General features: G+C 67.7%; 24 protein-coding genes. 15 read left to right on the top strand and 9 right to left on the bottom strand.

The genetic code is table 11. From position 1 onward, the window contains the following. Nucleotides 1–260: 260 nt before the first annotated feature. From ACSQ89_RS21715 to ACSQ89_RS21685, 7 genes are all read right to left on the bottom strand, one after another. The gene (locus tag ACSQ89_RS21715; RefSeq protein ID WP_436294973.1) at nucleotides 261–863 is read right to left on the bottom strand and encodes a LuxR C-terminal-related transcriptional regulator; all 603 of its coding nucleotides are present in this window, start codon (nucleotides 861–863) and stop codon (nucleotides 261–263) included. A gap of 63 nt (nucleotides 864–926) precedes the next feature. Continuing rightward, nucleotides 927–2,252 (bottom strand): tryptophan--tRNA ligase, encoded by a 1,326-nt coding sequence (locus tag ACSQ89_RS21710; protein ID WP_093111163.1) that lies wholly within the window; start codon nucleotides 2,250–2,252, stop codon nucleotides 927–929. 10 nt (nucleotides 2,253–2,262) lie between these two features. Further along, on the bottom strand, nucleotides 2,263–2,934 hold the full coding sequence (locus ACSQ89_RS21705; protein ID WP_436294974.1) for a site-2 protease family protein: 672 nt from the start codon (nucleotides 2,932–2,934) through the stop codon (nucleotides 2,263–2,265). A gap of 36 nt (nucleotides 2,935–2,970) precedes the next feature. Continuing rightward, complete coding sequence (locus ACSQ89_RS21700) at nucleotides 2,971–3,606, bottom strand: L-threonylcarbamoyladenylate synthase (protein WP_093111282.1); 636 nt, start codon at nucleotides 3,604–3,606, stop codon at nucleotides 2,971–2,973. Nucleotides 3,607–3,623: 17 nt separating this feature from the next. Continuing rightward, on the bottom strand, nucleotides 3,624–4,568 hold the full coding sequence (locus ACSQ89_RS21695) for a DMT family transporter (protein WP_244504086.1): 945 nt from the start codon (nucleotides 4,566–4,568) through the stop codon (nucleotides 3,624–3,626). Continuing rightward, nucleotides 4,565–5,419: a 3',5'-nucleoside bisphosphate phosphatase gene (locus tag ACSQ89_RS21690; protein WP_436294975.1), complete on the bottom strand. Its 855-nt coding sequence runs from the start codon at nucleotides 5,417–5,419 to the stop codon at nucleotides 4,565–4,567. The genes ACSQ89_RS21695 and ACSQ89_RS21690 overlap by 4 nt, the downstream gene beginning before the upstream one ends. A gap of 26 nt (nucleotides 5,420–5,445) precedes the next feature. Further along, nucleotides 5,446–6,474, bottom strand: a complete 1,029-nt coding sequence (locus ACSQ89_RS21685) for a transporter (protein ID WP_093111167.1) — start codon at nucleotides 6,472–6,474, stop codon at nucleotides 5,446–5,448. 165 nt (nucleotides 6,475–6,639) lie between these two features. Here ACSQ89_RS21685 and ppk2 point away from each other — a divergent pair, with 165 nt between their 5' ends. The 11 genes from ppk2 to ACSQ89_RS21630 all read left to right on the top strand — a co-directional run bounded on the left by ppk2 (nucleotide 6,640) and on the right by ACSQ89_RS21630 (nucleotide 17,093). After that, nucleotides 6,640–7,557 (top strand): polyphosphate kinase 2, encoded by a 918-nt coding sequence (ppk2, locus tag ACSQ89_RS21680; RefSeq protein ID WP_093111169.1) that lies wholly within the window; start codon nucleotides 6,640–6,642, stop codon nucleotides 7,555–7,557. Nucleotides 7,558–7,621: 64 nt separating this feature from the next. Beyond that, entirely contained in the window at nucleotides 7,622–8,668 is a 1,047-nt protein-coding gene (locus ACSQ89_RS21675; protein ID WP_436294976.1) for an extracellular catalytic domain type 1 short-chain-length polyhydroxyalkanoate depolymerase, read from the top strand. A gap of 4 nt (nucleotides 8,669–8,672) precedes the next feature. Beyond that, nucleotides 8,673–9,524: a lipase family protein gene (locus ACSQ89_RS21670; protein WP_436294977.1), complete on the top strand. Its 852-nt coding sequence runs from the start codon at nucleotides 8,673–8,675 to the stop codon at nucleotides 9,522–9,524. Nucleotides 9,525–9,575: 51 nt separating this feature from the next. Next, nucleotides 9,576–9,860 (top strand): winged helix-turn-helix domain-containing protein, encoded by a 285-nt coding sequence (locus ACSQ89_RS21665; RefSeq protein ID WP_244504087.1) that lies wholly within the window; start codon nucleotides 9,576–9,578, stop codon nucleotides 9,858–9,860. Nucleotides 9,861–9,885: 25 nt separating this feature from the next. Beyond that, nucleotides 9,886–10,203, top strand: a complete 318-nt coding sequence (locus tag ACSQ89_RS21660; protein ID WP_436296379.1) for a nucleotidyltransferase domain-containing protein — start codon at nucleotides 9,886–9,888, stop codon at nucleotides 10,201–10,203. 148 nt (nucleotides 10,204–10,351) lie between these two features. Then, a complete protein-coding gene (gene urtA, locus ACSQ89_RS21655) occupies nucleotides 10,352–11,623 on the top strand; it encodes an urea ABC transporter substrate-binding protein (protein ID WP_093111174.1) in 1,272 nt (423 codons plus the stop codon). A gap of 157 nt (nucleotides 11,624–11,780) precedes the next feature. Further along, the gene (urtB, locus tag ACSQ89_RS21650) at nucleotides 11,781–13,325 is read left to right on the top strand and encodes an urea ABC transporter permease subunit UrtB (RefSeq protein ID WP_093111285.1); all 1,545 of its coding nucleotides are present in this window, start codon (nucleotides 11,781–11,783) and stop codon (nucleotides 13,323–13,325) included. Continuing rightward, nucleotides 13,322–14,536, top strand: coding sequence for an urea ABC transporter permease subunit UrtC (gene urtC, locus ACSQ89_RS21645; RefSeq protein WP_436296378.1), 1,215 nt, complete (start codon nucleotides 13,322–13,324; stop codon nucleotides 14,534–14,536). Before urtB ends, urtC begins: the two co-directional genes overlap by 4 nt. Continuing rightward, nucleotides 14,533–15,408: an urea ABC transporter ATP-binding protein UrtD gene (gene urtD / locus ACSQ89_RS21640; protein WP_436296377.1), complete on the top strand. Its 876-nt coding sequence runs from the start codon at nucleotides 14,533–14,535 to the stop codon at nucleotides 15,406–15,408. The genes urtC and urtD overlap by 4 nt, the downstream gene beginning before the upstream one ends. Before the next feature lie 2 nt (nucleotides 15,409–15,410). After that, nucleotides 15,411–16,103, top strand: a complete 693-nt coding sequence (gene urtE / locus ACSQ89_RS21635) for an urea ABC transporter ATP-binding subunit UrtE (RefSeq protein WP_093111180.1) — start codon at nucleotides 15,411–15,413, stop codon at nucleotides 16,101–16,103. A gap of 66 nt (nucleotides 16,104–16,169) precedes the next feature. Beyond that, entirely contained in the window at nucleotides 16,170–17,093 is a 924-nt protein-coding gene (locus tag ACSQ89_RS21630; protein ID WP_436296376.1) for a VTT domain-containing protein, read from the top strand. A 3-nt stretch (nucleotides 17,094–17,096) separates the two neighbouring features. Here ACSQ89_RS21630 and ACSQ89_RS21625 read toward each other — a convergent pair whose 3' ends face one another. After that, nucleotides 17,097–18,344 carry a M20/M25/M40 family metallo-hydrolase gene (locus ACSQ89_RS21625; RefSeq protein WP_436296375.1) on the bottom strand — a complete coding sequence of 416 codons (1,248 nt, stop codon included), beginning with the start codon at nucleotides 18,342–18,344 and terminating at the stop codon, nucleotides 17,097–17,099. A 10-nt stretch (nucleotides 18,345–18,354) separates the two neighbouring features. Then, nucleotides 18,355–21,285, bottom strand: coding sequence for an FAD-dependent oxidoreductase (locus ACSQ89_RS21620; protein ID WP_436296374.1), 2,931 nt, complete (start codon nucleotides 21,283–21,285; stop codon nucleotides 18,355–18,357). A 100-nt stretch (nucleotides 21,286–21,385) separates the two neighbouring features. Between ACSQ89_RS21620 and ACSQ89_RS21615 the strand changes: the two genes are divergently transcribed. The 4 genes from ACSQ89_RS21615 to hydA are packed head-to-tail and all read left to right on the top strand — an operon-like array spanning nucleotide 21,386 to nucleotide 25,402. Next, complete coding sequence (locus ACSQ89_RS21615) at nucleotides 21,386–22,282, top strand: dihydrodipicolinate synthase family protein (RefSeq protein WP_093111188.1); 897 nt, start codon at nucleotides 21,386–21,388, stop codon at nucleotides 22,280–22,282. A gap of 59 nt (nucleotides 22,283–22,341) precedes the next feature. Further along, the gene (locus ACSQ89_RS21610) at nucleotides 22,342–23,178 is read left to right on the top strand and encodes an ABC transporter substrate-binding protein (RefSeq protein WP_093111190.1); all 837 of its coding nucleotides are present in this window, start codon (nucleotides 22,342–22,344) and stop codon (nucleotides 23,176–23,178) included. Between the two features lie 36 nt (nucleotides 23,179–23,214). Next, entirely contained in the window at nucleotides 23,215–23,934 is a 720-nt protein-coding gene (locus tag ACSQ89_RS21605; RefSeq protein ID WP_093111192.1) for an amino acid ABC transporter permease, read from the top strand. A gap of 13 nt (nucleotides 23,935–23,947) precedes the next feature. Further along, nucleotides 23,948–25,402, top strand: a complete 1,455-nt coding sequence (hydA, locus tag ACSQ89_RS21600) for a dihydropyrimidinase (RefSeq protein WP_093111194.1) — start codon at nucleotides 23,948–23,950, stop codon at nucleotides 25,400–25,402. Nucleotides 25,403–25,425 lie beyond the last annotated feature (23 nt).

The raw sequence follows: 25,425 nt of genomic DNA, 5'->3' as shown, positions 1-25,425 counted from the left end.
CGATGCGTGGATGCCCAATGCGGACCGTCGTGAATGACTGGAAATGGCCGTTCAGTGGCTTTGACGAAGGTCAGCTTCTCTTGATGCTGAAGGACCGCACCGGGCCCTAACCGGCTGTTCCCCTTTGCTCCATTGCGGGCCTACGGCTCTTGCACAAAAAGGAACGACCCCCGGCAGCAAGTGACTCGGAGGTCGTTTGGCGTCTTGGGCTTTGGCGTCAACGCTTTAAGCCAACCCCTAGGGCCACGAGCCCGGTTTTTTTAGGGGTTGCTGGAGAGCAATCCGTTCGTGCGGGCGTGGTGCAGCGCCTGCGTCCGGCTCTTCACTCCCAGCCGCCGGAACAGGCGCCACAGGTGCACTTTCACCGTGTGCTCGCTGATGTCGAGCTCGGTCGCGATGTCGCGGTTGCTCATGCCCTGGTCGAGCATGGCGATCAGCTGGGTCTGGCGCTTCGACAGCTTGCTGTTGGCGGCGGCCACCGGCTCCTCGGCCTCGCTGTCGGCCATCAGGAGGCCGCGCAGCGCGGCGGTGAGTTCCGCGGAACTGGCCGACTTCTCGATGTAGGTGTCGGCGCCGGCCTCGATGCAGGCCTCTTCCATGTCGGCTGCCGGCGAAGCCGAGTAGACCGCGACCGGAACGTCGGGGTAGATCTGCTTCACCGCGATCACGCCTGAGACGCCTGTCACATCGGGCAGTTTCAGGTCGAGGCAGAACAGCCCCGGCGCACCGTGCTGCTTGACGGCGCTGGCCAGCTTGTCGAGCCGTTCCAGCTCCACGATGTTCTCGGCCGGCCGCAGGCGCCGCAGCACCATCACGATGGCGTCGCGCATCAAGGGGTGATCGTCGATGACATAAATACTCATAACTTTTTTCTCACTGTGTGCGCGCTGGCCGGCGGTGCCGGTCGTCATCGCGCGGAATCTTCCCTAGTTCTTCTCGTTTGCAGCCTCGGATGCAAGCGCTTCCAGGGCCTCCGTTGTCGTTCGCATGCCCGCATTGTCGATGGGTTCGAGTTGCGCGGCGATCAGGGTCAGTCCGGCGCCGCGCTGCTCGCGCAGCGTCGCGATCGCCCGGCCCGCCTCCTGCGGCGACGCGAAACCCAGACTTTGTATCAGTTGTGCACCATTCGCGTCGAGCAGCTTGAAATAAAAAAGCCCGTCTTTTTCGCGGTATTGCTTGAAACTCGGCCGCGCGGCCCTGGCTGCCTTGCGGGCCGTGCCCTGGCTCCCGGCCCCCAGATTGCGCAGGCCGACGGCATGGCGCAGCTCGGCCATGAAGGGGCGGGAGAGCGCTCGCGCCTTGTCGGCGCCGGCCAGGAGGATCTTCTCGATCTGCGCCGGGTCATTGAGCAGGGCATCGTAGTGTTCGCGCATCGGCGCGACCTCGCGGTCGATGCGCTCGAACAGGATCTGCTTGGCATCGCCCCAGCCGATGCCGTCGGCGTAGGCTTTGCGCAACGCTTCGGTTTCCTCGCCGTCGGCGAAGGCCTGGTAGATCTGGAACAGCGCCGAGCCCTCGGTATCCTTGGGCTCGCCGGGTGCGCGCGAGTCGGTCACGATGCCGGCAATCAGCTTCTGCAGCTGGGCGCGCGGGGTGAAGAGCGGGATCGTGTTGTCGTAGCTCTTGCTCATCTTGCGGCCGTCGAGGCCCGGCAGCGTGGCCACCGCGTCGTCGATCTCGGCCTCGGGCAGCGTGAAGTGCTCGCCATAGAGATGGTTGAAGCGCTGCGCCATGTCGCGCGCCATCTCGATGTGCTGCACCTGGTCGCGGCCCACCGGCACCTTGTGGGCGTTGAACAACAGGATGTCGGCGCCCATCAGCACCGGGTACATGAAGAGGCCGGCGCTCACGTCGGCGTCCGGGTCCTCGCCGCGCGCGATGTTCTTGTCCATCTGCGCCTTGTAGGCATGGGCGCGGTTCAGCATGCCCTTGCCGGTGACGCAGGTCAGGAGCCAGGTGAGCTCGGGAATCTCGACAATGTCGGACTGGCGGTAGAAGGTGACGCGCTCCGGATCGAGCCCGCAGGCCAGCCAGGTGGCGGCGATCTCGAGGGTCGAGCGCTGGATGCGCGCCGGCTCGTCGACCTTGATCAGCGCGTGGTAGTCGGCCAGGAAGTAGAAGCTCTGCACATGGGCCTGGCGGCTGAAGCGCACCGAATGCCGCACCGAGCCGACGTAGTTGCCCAGATGCGGCGTGCCGCTGGTGGTGATGCCGGTGAGGAAGCGGACGGGAGCGGTGGAGGACGTTGCCATGGGGGAAAACTCAGCGCAGCAGGGCCGTGAGGGGGGAGATCAGCAGGTTGATCGCCTGGTAGCCGAAGCTCATCAGCGGGCGCAGCCACCAGGTGCTCACGATGCCGGCGATGACCAGGCCCATCACGATGAAGAAGCCGTAGGGTTCGATGCGCGCGAGGAACTCCTGCGCGCCGCCGCGCGGCAGGAGGCCGGCCAGCACCCGGCCGCCGTCGAGCGGGGGCAGCGGAAACAGATTGAAGGCCCACATCACGAGATTGACCAGCACGCCGCCTTGGGCCATCTTGATGAAAAAGGTTTCGTCGACGCCCGCGGCGACCAGGCCGACCAGCAAGAGCGCCCACAGGATGGCCTGGATGAAATTCGAGACCGGCCCCGCCAGCGCCACCCAGATCATGTCGCGCTTCGGATTGCGCAACTGGCCGAAATTGACCGGCACCGGCTTGGCATAGCCGAACAGGAAGGCGCCGGAGGTCGCGAAGTACAGCAGGAGCGGCATCAGGATGGTGCCGATGGGGTCGATGTGCTTGACCGGGTTGAGCGTCACGCGCCCCAGCACGTAGGCCGTGTTGTCGCCGAGGTAGCGTGCCACGTAACCGTGGGCCGCCTCGTGCACCGTGATCGCGAAGACCACGGGCAGTGCGTAGATCAGCACGGTTTGAATCAGGTTTGAAATATCCACCAACCCATTGTCTCAGACCGGCCAGGGAGGCCGGGCTCAAAGGCCGAGCACCGCCAGCGCGCCGCGGCCCTGCCGCACCAGGACCGGATCGCCGCCCATGCCCATCGGCGTGAGGTCGACCACCGTGGTCGGCTCCGAAGGGCAGGCGCCGGCGTCGATCACGGCGCCGATCTGCTTTTCGAAGCGTTCGCGGATCAGCTGCGCATCGTTGAGCGCCTCGGTCTCGCCGGGCGGGATCAGCGTGGTGGCCAGGAGCGGCTCGCCGTGCAGCATGAGCAGTTCACCCAGCACCCTGTGGTCGGGCACGCGCAGGCCGATGGTCTTGCGCTGCGGATGGCTGACGCGCCGCGGCACTTCCTTGGTGGCTTCGAGCAGGAAGGTGTAGGGCCCGGGCGTGGCCGCCTTGAGCAGCCGGTACTGCTTGTTGTCGACCCGCGCATAGGCGGCGAGCTCGCTCAGGTCGCGGCAGATCAGCGTCAGGTGGTGCTTCTCGTCGACCTGGCGGATGCGACGCAGCTGGTCCACCGCATCCTTGTCGTCCAGGTGACAGGCCAGTGCATAGCTCGAATCGGTCGGCACCGCGACGATCTCGCCGCGCGCCAGCAGGGCGGCGGCCTGCTTGAGAAGGCGCTGCTGCGGGTTGTCGGGGTGGAGTTCGAAGTACTGGGCCATGGCCTTGCGCATTCTGCCTAGGATTCGGCCGGCTCGATCGGCACGCGGCGCTCGCGCACCGTGAGCCAGGCGCCGGCCGCGCCGCAGATCGCGATCGTCGCGATGCCGATCAGCGAGAGCCGGTCCGGCACCTGCGAGAACATGAGCCAGCCGCCCAGCATCGCAAAGGCGATCTGCGCGTAGAGGTAGGGCGTGAGGGTGGAGGCTGGCGCGCGCTGGTAGGCCAGGATCAGGATGAAATGGCCGACCGTGCCCATGAAGCCCATCAGGCACAGCAAGGCCCACCAGTGCCAGCCCGGCAGTGCCGCCCACGCGAAGGGCAGGGTGAGGGAGGCGATCAGCGTGCCGACCCAGCCGGTATAGAAGTGCATCGTGAGCGGGTTCTCGGTCTGCGCCAGCTTGCTGGTCAGCACCTGGAACCAGGCGTTGGTGAGCACCAGTCCGATCGGCAGCAGCACGGCCCAGCTGAAGGCTTCGCCACCCGGGCGCAGGATGACCAGCGTGCCGGCGAAGCCGCCCGCCACCAGCGCCCAGCGCAGTGGCGACACCTGTTCCTTGAGCGTGGTCGCGGCCAGGAGCGTGATGACCAGCGGCGCGATCAACACCACCGAGGTGAATTCGGCCAGCGGCATGTAGCGCAGGCTGAGGAAGGCCAGCGTGCTCGACGCGAGCAGCAGGGCGCCGCGCAGCAGCTGGTACTTGGGATGCTGGGTGCGCAGCAGCGCGGGGCCGTGCTTGGGCAGCAGCACGACCGTGGTCGCGACCGCCTGGAAGGCATAGCGGAACCACACGCCCATCAGGATCGGCACGCCGGCGGTCGAGAGCTTGGTGGCGGTGTCCAGCGTTGCGAAGCAGGCGACGGCCAAGAGCACCAGGCCGATGCCGGCCAGGATGCGCTCGGATGCGATGTCGCGCGTGCTCTTCCGGACGGCCAGGCCGCCGCTCGTCGACGGCCCGGTCACTGGATGCGGTGCTCCAGCAGCTCCCACACCGGTGTCAGTTTGCCGGGGAGCCAGGGAAGTTTGCCCAGGTCGCAGTGACTCTCGACGGGGCTGTGGAAGTCGCTGCCGCGCGAGGCGGCGAAGCCGAACTCCAGCGCCTTGTCGGCGTACTCCTCGTATTCGGCCGGCGAGTGGCTGCCGGTGACGACCTCGATCGCCCGGCCGCCGTGCTCCTTGAATTCGAGGAACAGGGCGTACTCCTCGTTGGCAGTGAACCGGTAGCGGCCGGGGTGCGCGATCACGGCCAGCCCCTTGGCGCCGGTAATCCATCGCACCGCGTCCTTCAGCGTGGCCCAGCGGTGCGGCACGTAACCGGGCTTGCCTTCGGTGAGGAACTTGCGGAACACCTCGTTGGTGTCGCGGCAGTGGCCCTGCTCGACCAGGAAGCGTGCGAAATGCGTGCGCGAGATGAGCTCGGGATTGCCGACGAACTTGAGCGCACCTTCGTAGGCGCCATGGATGCCGACCTTGGCCAGGCCTTCGGACATCTCCATGGCGCGTTTGCCGCGGCCGCCGCGCGTGTCGTAGAGGCCCTCGGTTATCGCCGCGTCCTCGGGGTCGAAGCCCAGGCCCACGATGTGCACCGTTTCATTGGCGAAAGTGACCGAGATCTCGGTGCCCGTGAGGTACTTCATGCCCTGCTCGCGGGCCGCCGCGGCTGCGCGGTGCTGGCCGCCGATTTCGTCATGGTCGGTCAGGGCCCAGAGTTCGACGCCGTTGGCGGCGGCCCGGGCGGCCAGCTCTTCGGGGGTCAGGGTGCCGTCGGACACCACGGAGTGACAGTGCAGGTCTGCATTGAGGATGGAAGACACGCCACGATCTTATTCTTTTCGTCTTTTCAGCGTTTCTTGCGGAATGCCACCCAGGCCGCGATCGCGGTGAAGCTCAGCACGATCGCCACCACCACCCAGAAGCCGTGCTTGTCCTCGGCCAGCGGGATGCCGCCCACGTTCATGCCGAACAGGCCGGCCAGGATGTTGATCGGCAGCGCCAGCACGGTCACCACCGTCAGCACGAACAGGCTGCGGTTGTTGTCCTCGTTGACGTTGGCCGCGATCTCTTCCTGCAGCAGCTTGATGCGCTCCTGCAGCGCACCCATGTCGCGCAGCACCACCGAGAACTCCTCGGTCGAGCCGCGCAGTTCCTGGGCATCGGCTTCGGCCATCCAGGAGGGCGGGCGCTGCAGCAGCCGGAACAGCGCCGCCGGTTCGGGCGCCAGCAGGCGCTGCAGCCGCACCAGCAGGCGGCGCATCGCGCCGAGCCGGGCGCGCTTGTGGTCGAGTCGGCCGGCCAGGAGTTCGTCCTCGATCGTGTCGATGCGCGCCGTCACGCCGCGCACGATGTTCACCAGCACCTCGGCCTGCGCGCGCAGCAGGTGTTCGAGCAGCTCGGTGGTGGAGCGCGGCGCATCGCCGGCCTTCACCGCCGTGCGCAGCGCGTCGACCGAGCGCAGCGGCTTGGCGCGCGCCGTCACCACCAGGCGCGGGCCGACGCTGATCCACAGGGTGGAGATGTCCGAGGGCTCGAAGCTGAACTCGAAATGCACGTCGTTGATGACCGCGATCAGCGAATCGTCGGCGCGCTCGATGCGGGTCGAATGCAGGCCTTCCTTCAGCGTCTCGAAGAAGGTGTCGGACAGGTCCGCATGCCGCTGCAGCCAGCGCTCGGCCTGCGCGTGGCTCAGGTTGAAGTGCAGCCACAGGAAGGCGCCGGCCGGCGGCTCGGCCTGCTGCAGCCAATCGGCCGCAGCGGCGGAATCGATGGCGCTCGCCGGCTCTTCGGCCGCTGCGTCGAAGAGGTAGCCGCAGATCAGGCCTGCTTCGTCCCCGCCATACGATGCGGTGGCGATATCCCGGGGTGAGGGCAAGGCGGAGCGGTTCAGAACGTCAGAGGGTCGGAAGGCAGGCGAATCCCGCCAATGCTGTGCGTCTCATATGTCAGTATCGTGACGACACGCCGAAAGCGCCTTTTCTGTCACATGTTCGTCATGCAGGCGGGGCAGCATGGTCTTTTCCCCTGATTCGAGCCGACCATGACGCTGCCCAGCACCCTCAGCGACCACAACGACCTGATGGAGCGCATCGCGCGCGACCTGGTCGACAGCTACGACGAGGAGTTCGAGCTCGAGATCGAGGATCGCAATCTCGAGGAGCTCGAATCGGGCCGCACCGCCGACAAGGCTGAGCGCCAAGCCTATTTCAAGGAGCTCTTCCGCCTGCAGGGCGAACTGGTCAAGCTGCAGGACTGGGTGCAGCACAGCCGGCAGAAGGTGGTGATCCTGTTCGAGGGCCGCGACGCGGCGGGCAAGGGCGGCGTGATCAAGCGCATCACCCAGCGGCTCAATCCGCGCGTGGCCCGCGTGGCGGCGCTGCCGGCGCCCAACGACCGCGAGCGCACGCAGTGGTACTTCCAGCGCTATGTGGCCCATCTGCCGGCCGCGGGCGAGATCGTGCTGTTCGACCGCAGCTGGTACAACCGCGCCGGCGTCGAGCGCGTGATGGGCTTCTGCACCGACGACGAGTACGAGGAGTTCTTCCGCACCGTCCCGGACTTCGAGCGCATGCTGGTGCGTTCGGGCATCAAGCTCATCAAGTACTGGTTCTCGATCACCGACGAAGAGCAGCACATGCGCTTCCTGGGCCGCATCCACGACCCGCTCAAGCAGTGGAAACTGAGCCCGATGGACCTGGAATCCCGCCGCCGCTGGGAGGAATACACCAAGGCCAAGGAAACCATGCTCGAGCGCACCCATATCGAGGAGGCGCCCTGGTGGGTGGTGCAGGCCGTCGACAAGAAAAAGGCGCGCCTGAACTGCATCAGCCACCTGCTGGGCCAGCTGCCCTATCACGAGGTGCCGCACCCGCCCATCGAACTGCCGGCGCGCGTGCGCAATGCCGACTACCTGCGCCAGCCGGTGCCGGAGTCGATGTACGTGCCCGAGGTGTACTAGCCCAGGCCGGGCGCGGAAGCTGCTAAGGTGTACCGGGCCGGTGAATCCGGCCCACGCATTCACCATGGCCCGTCGTCCCCCGACCTTCGCCGCTTCGGCATTCACGCGCGCCTACCAGCGCAGCCTGAAAGCGCTCACCAATGCCACGCTGCGCAGCGGCACGCGCATCGCGGGCGAGGTGACGCGCGCCGCCGCCAAGCAGCTCAAGCCGCCGCGCGGCCCCGGCGACTGGCTGTCCGGCATGGCCATCGGCCCCGGTGGCGCGCGCCGCTATCACCTGTACCGGCCGCCTGATATCCAGCCCGGTGAACGCCTGCCGCTGCTGGTGATGCTGCACGGCTGCGGGCAGACCGGGCGCGACTTCGCGGTCAGCACGCGCATGAACCTGCTCGCGGCGCGCGAGCGCTTCTTCGTGCTCTACCCCGAGCAGGACCGGCTCGCTCATCCGCAGGGCTGCTGGAACTGGTACGACCGGCGTTCCGGCAAGGCCGACGCGGAAGCCGCGACCCTGATGTCCGCGCTCGACCAGGCCTGCACGCTCTATCCGGTGGACCGCGAGCGTGTCGCCGTGGCCGGCCTCTCCGCCGGCGCCAGCATGGCCGCCTTGCTGGCCACGCGCTACCCGGTGCGCTTCAAGGCGGTAGCCATGCACTCCGGCGTGGCGCCCGGCGCCGCCAGATCGCCGGCCACCGCGCTGGGCGCCATGCGCGGGCGCCACGTGCCGCCCATGCCGGCGACCGCCGTCGGCAAGGCCATGGGCGCCGCCGCCGTCTTCACCACGCTGCCGCCCCTGCTGGTGCTGCACGGCGATGCCGACGTCGTGGTCTCGGCCAGCAATGCGGGCAGCACGGCGGAGGTCTGGGCCACGGCCACCGGCGCCAAGCCCGGCGCGGAGCGTACGCTGCAGCGCGGCAAGCGGCATGCGATGCGCGTGACCGAATTCAAGCGCGGCGGCCGCACCTTCGTGATGCTGTGCGAAGTGGCCGGCCTGGGCCATGCATGGAGCGGCGGGGCGCCGCGGCTGCCCTTCAGCGATGCAGCCGGGCCGAGTGCCACGCGCCTGATCTGGGCCTTCGCGGCCAAGCAGTTCAAGGTGGCCGCGGCGGTCTGAGGCCATGCCCGGCGTTCCGTACGACCCCAGTCGCACCGCGCTCTACTCGCCCGAGCGGCGCGAGACGCTGTTCGAGCCCGGCCAGAGCTACACGCCCGCGCAGTGGGCCGTCGAGTCCGCACGGCTAGCCTACTACCGCGCCGAGACTTCGGAGGCCGAGCGGCTGCGTTTGACCGAGGCGCTGCGCCACGCCGGCTTCGGCGCGCCGAAGCTCATCGCGCACGCCGAGACCCACGGCTTCGCCTTTGCCGCCCTGCATGCCGACGGCAGCGCGCTGCTCGCATTCCGCGGCACGCAGCCCGACGAGATTCGCGATCACGCGACCAACCTGCAGGCGCACCAGGTCGACTGGGCCGAAGCCGGCGGCCGTGTGCACGCGGGCTTCGCGCGTTCGGCGCGCGCCCTGTGGCCCGCGGTGCGCGAGTGGGCGGAAGGCGAGGCCGCCGGCCGCAGCGCCTTGATCATGACCGGCCACAGCCTCGGCGGCGCGCTCGCGATGCTGATCGCGACCCTTCTGCCGCCGACCCTGCTGGTCACGCTGGGCTCGCCGCGCGTGGGCAACACCGAGTTCGTCGCGGCCCTCGCCGGGGTCGAGATCGTGCGCCTGGTCGACGGCTGCGATCTCGTGACGCAGCTGCCGCCTGCCTTCTCGCTCTATGCGCATGCGGGGGCCACCAGCTATATCACCTGCGCCGGCGAGTGCCTGCACAACCCCGACGCCAGCTTCATCGAGGCCGACCGCACCCAGGGCCGCGCCCGCTACGTGATCGACCATGCATGGCGCCGCGGCGCCGTGCTGCTGCGCGACCTGGCGGATCATGCGCCGATCAACTATGCGAGGGCGTTCTTCGCGTGATGCTGGAAAATTCGTTCTCATAATTGCTACAATTGAAGCAAAATTGAGAACATGCCCGGTATTGCCGAATATCTGCTGGGCCAGACACGCTCGCGCGTGTTGGCCGCCCTGTTGCTGCACCCGGAGAAGGCGCTGCACGTACGAGAGCTGGCACGCCTGACAGGCGCATCGGCCGGCTCGCTGCATCGAGAGTTGCGCGGCCTGAGCGACGCCGGGCTGTTACTGCGCAGCGAGGTCGGCCGCCAGGTTCACTACCAGGCGAACACGCAAAGCCCGGTGTTCAATGACCTCGCCGGTTTGCTTCGGAAGACGGCCGGGGTCGCCCGTACTGCGTGACGCACTTTTTCCTCTAGGCGAATCCGTGTCGCTGGCCTTCGTCTACGGTTCGATGGCCTCGGGCACGGAGAGCCCACGCAGCGACGTCGACGTGATCGTGCTGGGAAGCGCACGATTCGCGGATGTCGCGTTGGCCTTGACCGAAGCCCAGGCGACATTGGGCCGAGAGGTGAATCCCACGCCCATGAGCGTGGCGGATTTCGCAAGGAAGCTGAAGGAAGGGCAGGGCCTCGCGGTCAACGTCGCCGCCGGCCCCAAGATATGGCTGAAGGGGGAAGAAAATGACATTGCAGAACTTGTTGAGCATCGGAAGGCTCAAGGCGCACGTCGCCACCGCACTTGAGATGGTGTCCCTGAAGAAGCATCCGAAAAGAAATCATCCGGATCTTCTGCGCCGCTGAGGCCTCGTACGCCACCCGGCGTATTCCCGCTCCGTGACCGATTCCGCAGACTCCCCTCCATCGTTCAAACCACCAGGAGAAGGAGTCTTCATGCAACAACGTCGTTTCACCCTCAAGGCGCTCACCGCCGCCGTGGCGCTTGCCAGCCTGTCCGCCGTGCCGGCCTTCGCGGCCGACACCATCAAGGTCGGCGTGCTGCACTCGCTGTCGGGCACGATGGCGATCTCGGAAACCGTGCTCAAGGACACCGTGCTCATGGCGATCGACGAGATCAACGCCAAGGGCGGCGTGCTCGGCAAGAAGCTCGAGCCCGTGGTGGTCGATCCGGCCTCCAACTGGCCGCTCTTCGCCGAGAAGACCAAGCAGCTGCTCGGCCAGGACAAGGTCTCGGTGATCTTCGGCTGCTGGACCTCGGTGTCGCGCAAGTCGGTGCTGCCGGTGGTCGAGGAAATGAACGGCCTCCTGTTCTACCCCGTGCAGTACGAGGGTGAAGAGCTCAGCAAGAACGTGTTCTATACCGGCGCCGCGCCCAACCAGCAGGCCATTCCCGCGGTCGACTACCTGATGAGCAAGGACGGCGGCGGCGCCAAGCGCTGGGTGCTGCTGGGCACCGACTACGTCTATCCGCGCACCACCAACAAGATCCTGCGCGCCTACCTGAAGAGCAAGGGCGTGAAGGACACCGACATCGACGAGAAGTACACGCCCTTCGGCCACAGCGACTACCAGACCATCGTGGCCGACATCAAGAAGTTTTCTTCCGGCGGCAAGACGGCCGTGGTGTCGACCATCAACGGCGACTCCAACGTGCCCTTCTACAAGGAACTCGGCAACGCCGGCCTGAAGGCCAAGGACGTGCCGGTGGTCGCCTTCTCGGTCGGCGAGGAAGAGCTGCGCGGCGTCGACACCAAGCCGCTGGTCGGCCACCTGGCTGCATGGAACTACTTCATGTCGATCAAGAACCCGACCAACACCGCCTTCATCAAGCAGTGGAGCGACTACGCCAAGGCCAAGAACATCGCCGGCCACAAGGACAAGCCGCTCACCAACGACCCGATGGAAGCCACCTACATCGGCATCCACATGTGGAAGCAGGCGGTCGAGAAGGCCAAGAGCACCGACACCGACAAGGTGATCGCGGCGATGGCCGGCCAGACCTTCACCGCGCCTTCGGGCATCGTCTCGAAGATGGACGAGAAGAACCACCACCTGCACAAGAGCGTGTTCATCGGCGAGATCAAGGCCGACGGCCAGTTCGGCGTGGTGTGGAAGACGCCGGGTCCGGTCAAGGCCAAGCCGTGGAGCCCGTACATCGAGGGCAACGACAAGAAGCCGGACCAGCCGGCAGGGAAATCTTTGTAACACCCTCAGGCTGCGCGCACTTCGTGTCGCTACGCCAACCCCCTTGCAGGGGGCAACACCAGCGGACCGGCGGAGCCGGATCCGCGGTGTTCCTGGAACAGAGAACGCCGTGTACACATTCTTGCGCTCCATCTACTGCTGCGCGGCGGCGCTCGCGCTGCTCGCCGCCGCTCCTGCCCACGCGCTGACCGCCGACGAGGCGAAGGCCATCGCTTCGGGCGATTCCGAAAACCGCATTGCCGCGCTCAACAAGGCCGTCGCCACGGCCGACGAGAAGACTTCGGCCTTCATTCAGGCCATGGCCGACGATGCGGTCAAGTACACCGAAGACCGCGTGTTCCTCATCAGGGACGACAAGGCCTTCGACCCTGTCACCGGCGCCGAGCAGAAGCTGCCCGACAACGCCGAGGACGTGGTCAACAACAACCTGATGCGCGGCGCGCTCGATGCCGCGCAGGCCGCACTCAAGCTCACCAGCAAGGACGAAGCGGTGCGTGCCGAAGCGGCGCAGGCCCTCTTCAAGGAGCCCGACGAGTCGCGCCTCCCATTGGTCGAGAAGGCGCTGGCCGCCGAGACCAACGCCAAGATCAAGGCCCAGCTCGAACTGGTGCGCGCCGCCAGCATGCTGAGCAGCGCCGACAAGGCCAAGCGCATCGCCGCGGCCAAGGCGCTCGGCGAGAGCCGCAATCCCGACACCAAGCTGCTGCTCAACCAGCGCCTTGCCGACGAGACCGACCCCGAGGTCAAGGCCGTCATCGACGCGTCCATCCGCAGCATCGACGGCGCGCTGGTCTGGGGCGACCGCATCAACGCGATCTTCAGCGGCGTCAGCCTCGGTTCGGTGCTGCTGCTAGCCGCGCTGGGCCTCGCCATCACCTACGGGCTGATGGGCGTGATCAACATGGCGCACGGCGAGCTGATGATGATCGGCGCCTACGCCACCTACGTGATGCAGGGCATCTTCCAGCGCTACATGCCCGAGGCGGCCTTCGGCTGGTACCTGGTGGCTGCGATTCCGGTCGCCTTTCTCGCCTCGGCGCTGGTCGGCGCGGTGCTGGAACGCGGCGTGATCCGCTTCCTCTACGGCCGGCCGCTCGAGACCCTGCTCGCCACCTGGGGCATCAGCCTGATGCTGCAGCAGCTGGTGCGCTCGCTCTTCGGCGCCCAGAACGTCGGTGTCGAGAACCCGGCCTGGATGAGCGGCGGCTTCACGATGCTGAGCAACGTCACGCTGCCGTGGAACCGTATCTGCATCGTCATCTTCGCGGGGCTGGTGCTGCTGGCGATGGGCTGGCTCATCGGCAAGACGCGCCTGGGCCTGTTCGTGCGCGGCGTCACCCAGAACCGGCCGATCGCCTCCTGCATGGGCGTGAACACGGCGCGCATCGACACCTATGCCTTCGCGCTCGGCTCCGGCATCGCGGGGCTCGCGGGTTGCGCGCTCTCGCAGATCGGCAACGTCGGCCCCGACCTCGGCCAGAGCTACATCGTCGATTCCTTCATGGTGGTGGTGATGGGCGGCGTCGGCCAGCTCGCCGGCACCGTGTATGCGGCCATGGGGCTGGGCGTGCTCAACAAGTTCATCGAAGGCTGGGCCGGCGCGGTGCTCGCGAAGATTGCGGTGCTGGTCTTCATCATCATCTTCATCCAGAAGCGGCCGCAGGGCATCTTCGCAGTCAAAGGCCGGAGCGCCGAGGCATGACCCGAGTCGCACTTCCTTCCAAGGGCCCGCTCCTGAGCGGCAAGGGCTGGACCGCCTTTTTCATCGCATTGATCACCGTCTGCGCGCTGGCGCCGGTGCTCAACCTGCTGGTGCCCGCGGGCAGCCCGCTGCACATGAGCGACTACGCGGTGGCGCTGGTCGGCAAGATCATGTGCTACGCCATCTGTGCGCTGGCCATGGACCTGATCTGGGGCTACACCGGCATCCTCTCGCTGGGCCACGGCCTTTTCTTCGCATTGGGCGGCTACATGATGGGCATGTACCTCATGCGCCAGATCGGCCGCGACGGCAACTACAAGAGCGAGCTGCCGGACTTCATGGTCTTCCTCGACTGGAAGACGCTGCCCTGGCACTGGAGCTTGAGCGACAGCTTCGTCGCCACGCTGATCCTGATCGTCGCGGTGCCGGGCCTGATCGCCTTCGTGTTCGGCTTCTTCGCCTTCCGCTCGCGCATCAAGGGCGTGTACTTCTCGATCATCACGCAGGCCATGACTTTCGCGGCGATGCTGCTGTTCTTCCGCAACGAGACCGGCTTCGGCGGCAACAACGGCTTCACTGATTTCAAGCGCATCCTCGGCGTGCCGATCGCGACGCAGGAGATGCGCATGACGATCTTCGCGCTCACCGGCCTCACGCTGCTCGGCTTCTTCCTGTTCGCCAGGTGGCTGATCGGCAGCAAGTTCGGCCGCGTGCTGCAGGCGATTCGCGATGCCGAGTCGCGCGTGATGTTCTCGGGCTACAACCCGCTGCCCTACAAGCTCACGATCTGGGTCATCTCGGCCATCATGTGCGGCGTGGCCGGTGCGCTCTATGTGCCGCAGGTGGGCATCATCAATCCCGGCGAAATGAGCGCCGCCAACTCGATCGAGATCGCGATCTGGGCCGCGGTCGGCGGCCGCGCCACGCTGATCGGCCCGATCCTCGGCGCCTTCATCGTCAACGGCGCCAAGAGCTGGCTCACGGTGGCCTACCCGGAGTACTGGCTCTACTTCCTGGGTGCACTTTTCATTGCTGTCACGCTGTTCCTGCCGAACGGCATCGTGGGCTTGGTCAAGAAATGGGCGGCCAGGGAGAAGGCGCCGGCGAGCGAAGGCCGGCGCGAGGCGCAACGTGCCATGGCTGCGGAGCAGGGCGTCGAGCCCTCTGCGCTCGCGCCGCTGGTGGTGGAAGCGAAGGGAGCCCGCGCATGACGCCCGATCTGATGGAAGCGGGCGCGCAGCGCATCGCGCGGCACGGCCACGGCGACCGCGCCCGCCTGACCGAATCGGGCGGCCGCGAAGCCGGCTACGGTCGCCATGCGACGGCGGGCGAGGTCGACATCACGCACGGCCGCATCCTCTACCTCGAGGACGTGAGCGTGAGCTTCGACGGCTTCAAGGCCATCAACAAGCTCTCTCTCGACATCGCGCCGGGCGAGCTGCGCTGCATCATCGGCCCCAACGGCGCCGGCAAGACCACGATGATGGACATCGTCACCGGCAAGACCCGGCCCGACGAAGGCACCGTCTTCTTCGGCAGCACCATCGACCTGCTGCGCCACAAGGAAGCCGAGATCGCGCAGCTCGGCATCGGCCGCAAGTTCCAGAAGCCGACCGTGTTCGAGCACCTCACCGTGTTCGAGAACCTCGAGCTTGCGCTCAAGACCGACAAGGGCGTGAAGGCCTCGATGCTGTTCAAGCTCGATTCGACGCAGAGCGACCGGCTGGCCGAGGTGCTGCACACCATCCATCTCGAAGGCAGCGTGCTGCGCCTGGCGGGCAACCTGAGCCACGGGCAGAAGCAGTGGCTCGAGATCGGCATGCTGCTGATGCAGGATCCGAAGCTGCTGCTGCTGGATGAGCCGGTGGCGGGCATGACCGACGAGGAGACCGCGCGCACCGCCGAGCTCTTCCTCAAGCTCAAGGGCCAGCACTCGCTGATGGTGGTGGAGCACGACATGAGCTTCATCCGCACCATCTCCGAGATTGTGACCGTGCTGTGCGACGGCTCGGTGCTGGCGCAGGGGACGCTGGACGAGGTGCAGGCGGACGAGCGCGTCATTGAGGTCTATCTGGGAAGGTGACCATGCTTTCAGTCAAGAATATCCACCAGTACTACGGCGGCTCCCACATCCTTCGCGATGTGAGCTTCGAAGCCCACGCCGGCAAGGTCACCGTGCTGCTCGGCCGCAACGGCGTCGGCAAGACCACGCTGCTCAAGTCGCTGATGGGCCTGGTCCCGATCAAGAGCGGCAGCATCGAGTTCGACGGCGCGCCTATCCATAAGAAGACGCCCTACGACCGCGCCCGTGCCGGCATGGGCTTCGTGCCGCAGGGCCGCGAGATCTTCGCGCGGCTCACGGTCGAGGAGAACCTGCGCATGGGCCTGGCCTACAGGCCGGGCTCGACGCCGGTGCCGCCCGAACTCTACGAAGTCTTCCCGGTGCTCAAGCAGATGCTCAACCGCCGCGGCGGCGATCTCTCGGGCGGGCAGCAGCAGCAGCTCGCGATCGCGCGCGCGCTCGCGCCCAACCCGAAGCTCCTGATCCTCGATGAGCCGACCGAAGGCATCCAGCCCAGCATCATCAAGGACATCGGCCGCGTGATCCGCATGCTGGCCGAGCGCGGCGACATGGCCATCGTGCTGTGCGAGCAGTACTACGACTTCGCGCAGGACCTGGCCGACGACTACCTCGTGATGGAGCGCGGCGAAGTGATCGCGCGCGGTCTCGGCAAGGACATGGAAGCGCAGGGTGTGCGCCAGCTGGTCGCGATCTGAGTGCGCCCGCGGGCCGGCCGCGCCCGTTGGCGGTACGCTCCGGGCATGCAGGAATTGATAGCTCTGATGGTCGACCACGCGATCGCCGTGGTGTTCCTCGTGAGCTTCGCGGCCCGCGTCGGGCTGCCGGTGCCGGCAGCGCCGGTGCTGGTGGTGGCCGGCGGATTGGCGGCCGTGGCGGAGCCGGCCCTCCTCGCAACCATGGTGCTGGCCGCGGTCCTCGCCAACGTGCTGGGCGACGGCGTCTGGTTCTATACCGGCCGCACCTACGGCTACCGCTTCATGCGCCTGCTCTGCAAGATCTCGATCTCGCCGGACTCCTGCGTGCGGCGCAGCGAAACGCTGATCGGCCGCTGGGGTGGCATGTCGCTGGTGGCTGCCAAGTTCGTGCCCGGCGTCTCGGTGGTGGCGCCGCCGATGGCGGGTGCGCTGGGCATGTCGACGCGGCGCTTCCTCGCCTTCGAGACGGCGGCCGCGCTGCTGTGGGCCGGCGTGTTCCTGGGCCTGGGCTGGCTGTTTCGCGAGCAGATCCAGGCGGTGCTCGATGCCCTGGCCAATGCCGGCAGCGTCGCGACCGCGGCGCTGGTGATCGTGCTGGCCGCCATGCTGGCGCTGCGCTGGTGGCGCCGTCGCGCCATGCTGCGCATCACCAGCATGCCGCGCGCCACCATCGACGAACTGTTTGCCCTGATGGAAGGCGAGGCGCCGCCGATCGTGGTCGACGTGCGCGGCGAGGCCGGCGTCCAGGTCGATCCGCGACGCATCCCGGGCGCGCTGCCGATCCCGCTGAAGGCGCTGCAGCAGCGGCGAGCGGACCTGCCCTTCGAGGACAGGGGGCGCGAGATCATCCTGTACTGCAGCTGCCCCAACGAGGTGTCGGCCGCGTTGGCCGCGCAGGCCTTGATGGCGCGCGGCTTCGTGCGCGCGCGGCCGCTGGCCGGCGGACTCGAAGCCTGGGTGGAGGCCGGGCGGCCGACCACGCAGCACTGAAATTCAGGGGGCCAGCAGCCGCAGCAGGGTGTTGGCGACCACCAGCGTCGCCTTGTGCAGTTCGTCCAGCGGAACGCGCTCGTCGGCGCGGTGGCCGTTGGCTTCGAGCAGCGTCTGCGGGCCGGCGCCGTACATCACGGTGGGGATGCCGGCCTCGCTGTAGAGGCGCGCATCGGTATAGAGCGGCACGCCGATCGGCGTCACCGGCTTGCCCATCACGGCGGCGGCCTCGCGGCACACGAGATCGGCCAGCGCCTGGGCGCCGGGCGCCGGTGCGAACGGCCGGGCCAGCAGGATCTGCCTGATCTCGACCGAGATGCCCGGCAGCGCGCGGCAGGCGTCCTCGATCACGCTGCGCAGCTCGGCCTCCGCGGCTTCGGGCACTTCCTCCGGAACGATGCGCCGGTCGATTCGCAAGCTCAGCGTGTCGGCGACCACGTTGGTGTTGATGCCGCCGTCGATGAGGCCGACCACCATCGTCGGATGCGTGATGCCGGGTGTTTGCGAAGGCCGGCCGGCGAGTGCATCGCGGTAGCGGTAGAGCGCGGGCAGGAGCGTCGCCGCGGCCTCGATGGCATCGTGGCCGGTGTCGGGGCGCGCGGCATGGGCCGACTTGCCGCGCACCGTCACCTCGAGGTGCAGGCAGCCGTTGTGGGCCACCACCACGTGGTGCGAGAAGGCTGCCGAGAGCACGTAGTCGGGACGACTCAGGCCTTGCGAAAGAATCCAGCCCGGCCCGGTCATGCCGCCGGTTTCCTCGTCGTAGGTGAAGTGCAGTTCGACCGTGCCGGCCAGCGGAATGCCGGATGCGTGCAGCTGCTTCAGCGCGCGCAGGGCAAAGGCATAGGTCGTGAAGTCGGACTTCGATACCGCTGCACCGCGGCCGTAGAGCCAGCCGTCCCGCACTTCGCCGCCATAAGGGTCGACGCTCCAGCCCGAGCCCGGCGGCACGACGTCGCCGTGGGCGTTGAGCGCCACCACGGGACCGTCGCCGAAGCGTTCGCGCACGATCAGGTTGGTGATGCTTCGCATGCCGTGCGCCGCTGCGAATTCGGCCGGCACCGTATGCCTTTCGACCTCGAAATCCATGGCCTCGAGCAGGCGGGCCGTGAGCTCCGCATGCGGCGCGCAGTCGCCGGGCGGATTGTCGGAAGGGCATTGCACCAGTTGCGCGAGCGTGCGCACCTGCCCGTCGAAATGCGTGTCGATGAACTGGCGCAGTGTGTCGCGCGCGGAAGAAGAGTCGGTCATGGTGGGGAGGTCAGAGAAAACGGTCGATGCGAAACGGGGTGATGTCGATCTCGGTGCGGCCGTGCACGATCAGCTCGGTGACGAGGCGCGCAACGACGGGCGCCAGCGTGTAGCCGTTGGAGCTGACGGCGTTGTAGAAGCCGGGCACGCCGGGCACCTCGCCGAGGATCGGCGCGCCGTCGATGTTGACGTTCATGCCGGCCCAGCAGCGCACCATGTGCAGACCGCTCACGGCGGGCAGCACCCGGCGCGCCACCCACAGGCTGCCCTCGATGCTGGCGCGCTCGGCGCGGTTCAGGCGCATGCCTTCGTGGAAGGCAGCGGTCCAGCCGCCGCCGATGATGAGTCCGCCGCTGGCCGCCTGCTTGAGGCTCAGGTGCCGGTCGGCATGCGCGATCAGGTGGTCCACCAGCGGCGGCGCCGGCTCGGTGACGATCATCTGCAGCGGCGCGCCCTTGACGGGGATCTTCACGCCCAGCATGTCGCCGACGGTGCTCGACCAGGCGCCGCTCGCGTTGACGATGCGGCCCGCATGAATGGTGCCGCGCGAGGTGTGGACCGTGAAGCCGGCGCCATCGCCGGGCAGCCGCTCGATGTCCTGCACGTTGCAGCCGCGCAGCATGCGCGCGCCTTGCTGTTGCGCGCGCGTCGCCACCGCATAGGTCGCGCGCAGCGGGTTGATCTTGCCTTCCATCGGGCACAGTTCCGCACCCAGCAGCTGTTCCGAAAGCGCGGGCGAGAGCCGCCGCAGTTCGGCGCCGTCGATCACCTGCGCATCGATGCCATGGCTGCGCTCCAGCGCGGCCTTGGCGTCGATGAAGCGCATGCCGGCCACGCTGTCGGCCACCATCAGGCCGCCGGTGATCTTGATCTCGAGGTCCTCGCCGCAGTCGGCCTCGATCTGCTGCCAGAGGCGCACCGACATCGGCCCGAGCGGCAACGTGGCCGCGGCCGGGCCGCCGCCTTCCTGTGCCTTGGCGCCGAAGTCGAAGGACAGCAGCTGCACGTGCAGGCTGCCCGCGTTGGCGCCGGAGGCCTGCAGGTTGATGTCGTCGCGCTCCACCACCGTCACGTCCCGGCCGGCCTTCGACAGGTAGTAGCCGAGGCACGATCCGAGCACGCCGGCGCCGATCACCAGCACCTCGGTGTGCAGCGGCGCGAATGGCGCGTGCTCCACGGGCCGGGCGAGGTTGGGGGTGATGGCAGGCTTATGGCCGCCCCATTCGGGCTTCTCGAAGCCCAGCGCACCGGCCGGCACCGGCTTGGCCGGCGGGCGTGGCGCGAAGTACTGCTCGACCTCGGGCGGCCGCCCCGTCAGCTCGCTCACGAGCTTCGCGGCGGTCACTGCGCAGTAGCGACCCTGGCAGCGGCCCATGCCCAGGCGCGTGTTGCGCTTGAGTGCGGCCAGTGTGTCGCGGCCGGCGCGGATTTGTTCGCGCACCGAGCCGAAAGTGATTTCCTCGCAGCGGCACAGCAGCGTGTCGTCGGGTGTCGTGGACAGCGAGACCGGTGGTGCCTGGTAGAGCGACCACAGGGCCTGCTGGAAGCGCTCGGCCTTCCGCAATTGGCCGAGCTCCTTGCGCGGCTCAGGCGCGGGCAGGTTGAGGTTGCGTGCTGCCGCCGTGCCGGCCAGGGTGCCGCGTGCCAGAGCGACGCGTGAGCCGCCCATGTCGGCGCCGTCGCCCACGACGAACACGCCGGGCAGGCTGGTGGCGCCGTCTTCGCGCGTCACCGTGGCGAGGTAGCCGAGATGGCGATCCACCGCGCGGTGTTCGCAGCCCAGCATGCGTGCGAGCTCGGTGGAGGGAATGAAGCCGTAGCCCAGGCACAGCGTGTCGGCCTCGAAGCGCAGCGTCGCCGATTGCCCGTCGATCGCCGCTGCCTGCACGGCGCGCAGTTCGTCCTCGCCTTCGGCTGAGACCACCGCGTGGCCCCACAACAATGGAACGCGATGGGCGCGCAGTTGTCGCATGTAGCGCCAGCCATCGCGCAGCAGATCGGGTGCGGTGCGCGCGGCCGTCCACAGTTGCCGCCATTGGGCCAGGGAAGGGCGCATGGCCGATTCGAGCACCGCGACGACCTCGGCGCCGCCGGCCAGCAACTCCGCGGCCAGCTGCAGGTTGAGCGGCCCGTTGCCCGCAATCACCACCCGCTGGCCCGGCGCCACGCGGTAGGCCCGCGCCAGCGTCTGGGCGGCGCCGGTGCTCATCACGCCCGGCAGCGTCCAGCCGGGAAAAGGCACCGGGCGCTCGTAGGCGCCGGGTGCGATCACGAGCTGCCTGCAGCCGATGACGGTCGCGTGCCCGTCGATCAGCGCGCCGACCTGCTGCGGCGAGAACGCCGCCCATACCTGCGCGCCTTGCTGCACCGTGACGCCGGCGGCGCGCACCTGCTGTTCGAGCGCGAGGCCTTGCGCGAACTGGCGATCGGGCGGCGCGGCCGCCTGGTGGGACGGCGCCAGCGGCTTGTAGAACTGGCCGCCTGACTGAAGGCGCTCGTCGAGCACCAACACCTCGGCCCCGGCCCGCCGCGCCGCGAGCGCCGCCGACAGGCCCGCCGGCCCGGCGCCGATCACCAGCAGGTCGACCTGCCGGCTTGCCGGCTCGGCGGCTGCTTCGGGCGCGAGCGGGCGCAGCGGATCCGCCGGCGTTCCCGCCGGCATGGCGGAGCGCACCTGCTGGCCCTCGGCCACCTTGGTGAGGCAGGCGCGCTGGCTGGCTTGGCCATCCACCGTCACCAGGCAATCGAAGCAGGCGCCCATGCCGCAGTACAGGCCGCGGCGCTCGCCGCCGCGGGTATGGCGCAGCTGCCGGATGCCGCCGGCGGCCAGGGCGGCGGCGATCGTTTCGCCCTCCAGACCGTCGATGGGCCGGCCGTCGTACCAAAAGCGCACGGGGCGCCCGCTGGCGGTGATGGAGGGGTGGGTCAGTCTGGCGCTCATTGCAGATCGAAGCAAAAAACCGCATTGACGCGATTCAATGTATACGTATACTACACGTATACATATACTTCGTCATTCGATTTTCACCGAGGACCGAGCAATGACAGCGTTCCGAGGCACCTATACGGTGCTCATCACCCCCATGACCGCCGACGGCAAGCACGTGGACGTGCCGGCACTGAAGAAGCTGGTCGACTGGCAGATCGAGGAGGGCATCCACGGGCTCATCCCCTTGGGAAGCACCGGCGAATTCCTGTCGCTGACGGCCGAAGAGCGGCAGTTGGTGATCGAAACCTGCGTGAGCACGGCAGCAAAACGCGTGCCCGTGCTGATCGGCACCGGCGCGGAGTGGACCGACGAGTGCGTGCGGCTGAGCCGCGAGGCCGAGACCATGGGCGCCGACGGCGTCATGATCATTCCGCCCTTCTACAGCACGCCCACCGACGACGAGCTGTTCGCGCACTACCGCAAGGTGGGCGAGGCGATCGGCATTCCGATCATGGTCTACAACAATCCGGCCACGGCCAACGTCGACCTCAAGCCCGAGCTGGTGGCGCGGCTCTCGCGCATCGACAACTGCAAGTACATCAAGGAGTCGACGCTCGAGGTCACGCGCGTGCGCGACATCATCGAACTCTGCGGGGACCGCATGACGGTGTTCGCCGGCATCCTCGGCTACGAGTCCTTCTGGCTTGGCGCGCAGGGTTGGGTGGCGGTGTGCTCCAACCTGATCCCGAAGATGTCGGCGCGCCTGTTCGAGCTGGTCGCCGACGAGAGCGACATGCCTGCCGCGCTTGCGCTCTACAAGAAGATGCTGCCGATCGTGCGCTGGGTCGGTGGCCACCGCTACGTCGCCGCCTCCAAGGACGGCCTCTCGATGATGGGCCTGCCGGTCGGCAAGCCCCGCGCGCCGCGCCTGCCGCTGCCCGAGGCCGACGCGGTCGACCTGCGGCGCGCGCTCGACCAGCTCGGCCTGCTCGACTCGATCCGCGCCTGAGCGCCTTTGCCGCCCCGGTTCCCCTTTCTCGTCTCGTCCATCTCCTGAAGGAATCCATCATGAAATTGCTTCCCGCTCTCGCATCGGCAACGGCTCTCTTCGTCTTCGGCATGGGCGGGGTTCAAGCCCAGGCCCAGGCCTGCAAGTCGCCGGTGCCCGACTCGGCGCTGGTCAAGAAAGGCACGCTGGTGATGTCGGTCAACCCGACGCTGCCGCCGATGCAGTTCGTCGACCAGTCCGGCGCGCTCAAGGGCATGCGCGTGGAGCTCGGCGAAGCCATCGCCAAGCGCCTGTGCCTCACGCCCGAATACGTACGCATCGAGTTCTCGGCCATGATCCCGGGCCTGCAGGCCGGCCGCTGGGACGTCATCAACACCGGCATCTTCTACACCGAGGAGCGCGCCAAGCTGATGCAGATGCTGCAGTACGAAGACCAGGCCATCAGCATCAGCACGGCCAAGGGCAACCCGCTGAAGATCGCCAAGCCCGACGACCTCTCCGGCAAGAGCATCGGCGTGGAGATCGGCGGCTTCGAGGAGCGCAAGGCGCGCGAGCTCGACAAGCAGCTCACCGACAAGGGCATGAAGGGCATGACCATCCGCACCTTCGAGAACTTCGCGATGGCCTTCCAGGCGCTGCGCGCGGGCCAGGTCGAGGTGGCGCTGTCGATCGACTCCACCGGCGCCGAGTACCAGAAGCGCGGCGATTTCGACCGCGTGCTCAACGGCCTGTTCCCGACGCCGGTGGCGCTGGCCACGCGCAACAAGGAGCTTGCGGTCGCGATGGCCAAGGCGCTCAACGACATGAAGGCCGACGGCAGCTTCCAGAAGCTCTTCGACCAGTACGGCGTGAAGGCGATCGACGGCGCCGTGACCGTCAAGGGGCCCGCGAGCTGATCGCGCCGCGGTCCCTGAGTACACGAAGGAAAGTCCATGGGACAAGGCTGGAACTGGTCGGGGTTCGCCGACTACCTGTTCAATCCGTACATCCTGAGCGGCGCCGTGACCACGCTGTGGCTCACGCTCGCCGCGATCGCCGGCGGGCTGGTCGTCGGATGCGCGCTGGCCTTGGCCAGGCTCTCCAGCCAGCGCTGGCTGGCCGGGCCGGCGCACTTCTACATCTGGGTGTTCCGCGGCACGCCGCTCCTGGTGCAGCTGATCATCATCTACACCGGCCTGCCGCAGCTCGGGCTCAAGCTTTCGGTGATCGAGTCGGCGCTGCTCGGGCTGATCCTCAACGAAGCGGCCTATCTCGCGGAGATCATTCGCGGCGGCATCCAGTCGGTGCCGGTGGGCCAGACCAACGCGGCGCGCGCGGTCGGTTTCAGCAACGCGCAGACCATGCGCTACATCGTCATGCCGCAGGCCATGCGGCTCATCATCCCGACGCTGGGCAACAGCATCAACGGCCTGCTCAAGACCACTTCGATCACCTCGGTGATCTCGATGGAGGAGCTGCTGCGCCGCACGCAGGTGCTGATCCAGGAGAAGTTCATGGTGCTCGAGCTCTTCCTGGTCGCCGCCATCTACTACCTGCTGATGACCACCGCCTGGGACTTCGTGCAGCGCCGCATCGAGCGCCACTACGGCCGCGCCTACGGCAACGCGAGCGCGCCGGTCGTGGCTGTGGACGTCGTGCTCGAGCAGCGCTAGCCGGAGATTCATCATGAGCAGCTACGACCTGATCCTTCGCAACGCCGACATCGCCACCGTCGGCGACCGCTACCGCGCCGACATCGGCGTGCGCGACGGCCGCATCTGCGCCATCGCGCAAGGGCTAGACGCCAGCGCCGCGCGCGAGATCGATGCGGCCGGGCGCCTGGTCACGCCCGGCGGCGTCGACGGCCATTGCCACTTCGACCAGCCGACCAGCGACGGCTCGCGCTTCGCCGACGACTTCTTCACCGGCACGCGCTCCGCGGCCTGCGGCGGCACCACCACCGTGCTGCCCTTCGCGGCCCAGCAGAAGGGGCGCAGCATCCAGGAAGCGGTCGACGACTACCACCGGCGCGCCGAGGGCAAGGCGGTGATCGACTACGCCTTCCACCTGATCGTCGCCGACGCCACCAAGGACGTGACGCAGCGCGAACTCCCCGCGTTGATCGAGAAGGGCTACACCTCCTTCAAGATCTACATGACCTACGACGATCTGAAGCTGAACGACCGGCAGATCATCGAGGTGCTCGCGGCCGCGCGCCGGCATGGCGCGATGACCATGATCCATGCCGAGAACAGCGACTGCATCGCCTGGCTCACCGAGCAGCTGCTCGATGCCGGCCTCACGGCCCCGCGCTACCACGGCAGCTCGCGGCCGATGGCGGTGGAGCGCGAGGCCACGCACCGGGCCATCGCGCTGGCCGAGCTGGTCGACACGCCGATCCTGATCGTGCACGTGTCGGGCCGCGAAGCGGTCGAGCAGATCCACTGGGCGCGCGGGCGCGGCCTGCCGATCCACGCGGAGACCTGCCCGCAGTACCTGTTCCTGAGCGCCGAGGATCTGGGCATCGATCCCGACGACCCGATGCACGGCGCGCGCTGCATCTGCAGCCCGCCGCCGCGCGACAAGGCCAATCAGCAGTTCATCTGGAACGGGCTCGCGAGCGGGCTTTTCACGATCTTCTCGTCCGACCACGCACCCTTCAACATGAACGGCGCCGACGGCAAGCGCGTGGCCGGCGACCAGCCTGCCTTCGACCGCATCCCCAACGGCATTCCGGGCGTGGAGACGCGCCTGCCGCTGCTGATGAGCGAAGGCGTGCTCGCGGGTCGCATCGACATCCATCGCTTCGTCGAACTCACCGCCACCAACCCGGCGCGCCTCTATGGCCTGTACCCGAAGAAGGGAACGATCGCGGTCGGCAGCGATGCCGACTTCGTGGTGTGGGACGTCTTCGCCTCGGGGCAGGAGAAGCGGATCTCCAACGACATGCTCCATCACGCGGCCGACTACACGCCCTACGAAGGGATGAAGCTGCGCGCCTGGCCCGGCGTCACCGTTTCGCGCGGGCGCGTGGTCTGGCAGGACGGCGTGTTCTCGGCCGAGGCCGGCTCGGGCCGCTTCCAGCCCTGCCTGCGGCCGCGCGCGCCGAACGACGGCAACCCGTTGGACAAGTGGCTGTGAGGATAGCGGCCCTCGCAATGCCG

It is taken from the genome of Variovorax sp. LjRoot175 (assembly GCF_964253805.1).
Taxonomy (GTDB): Bacteria; Pseudomonadota; Gammaproteobacteria; order Burkholderiales; family Burkholderiaceae_C; genus Variovorax.
The sequence above is the reverse complement of the archived record's forward strand: the minus strand, read 5'-3'. Positions and strand labels throughout refer to the sequence as shown.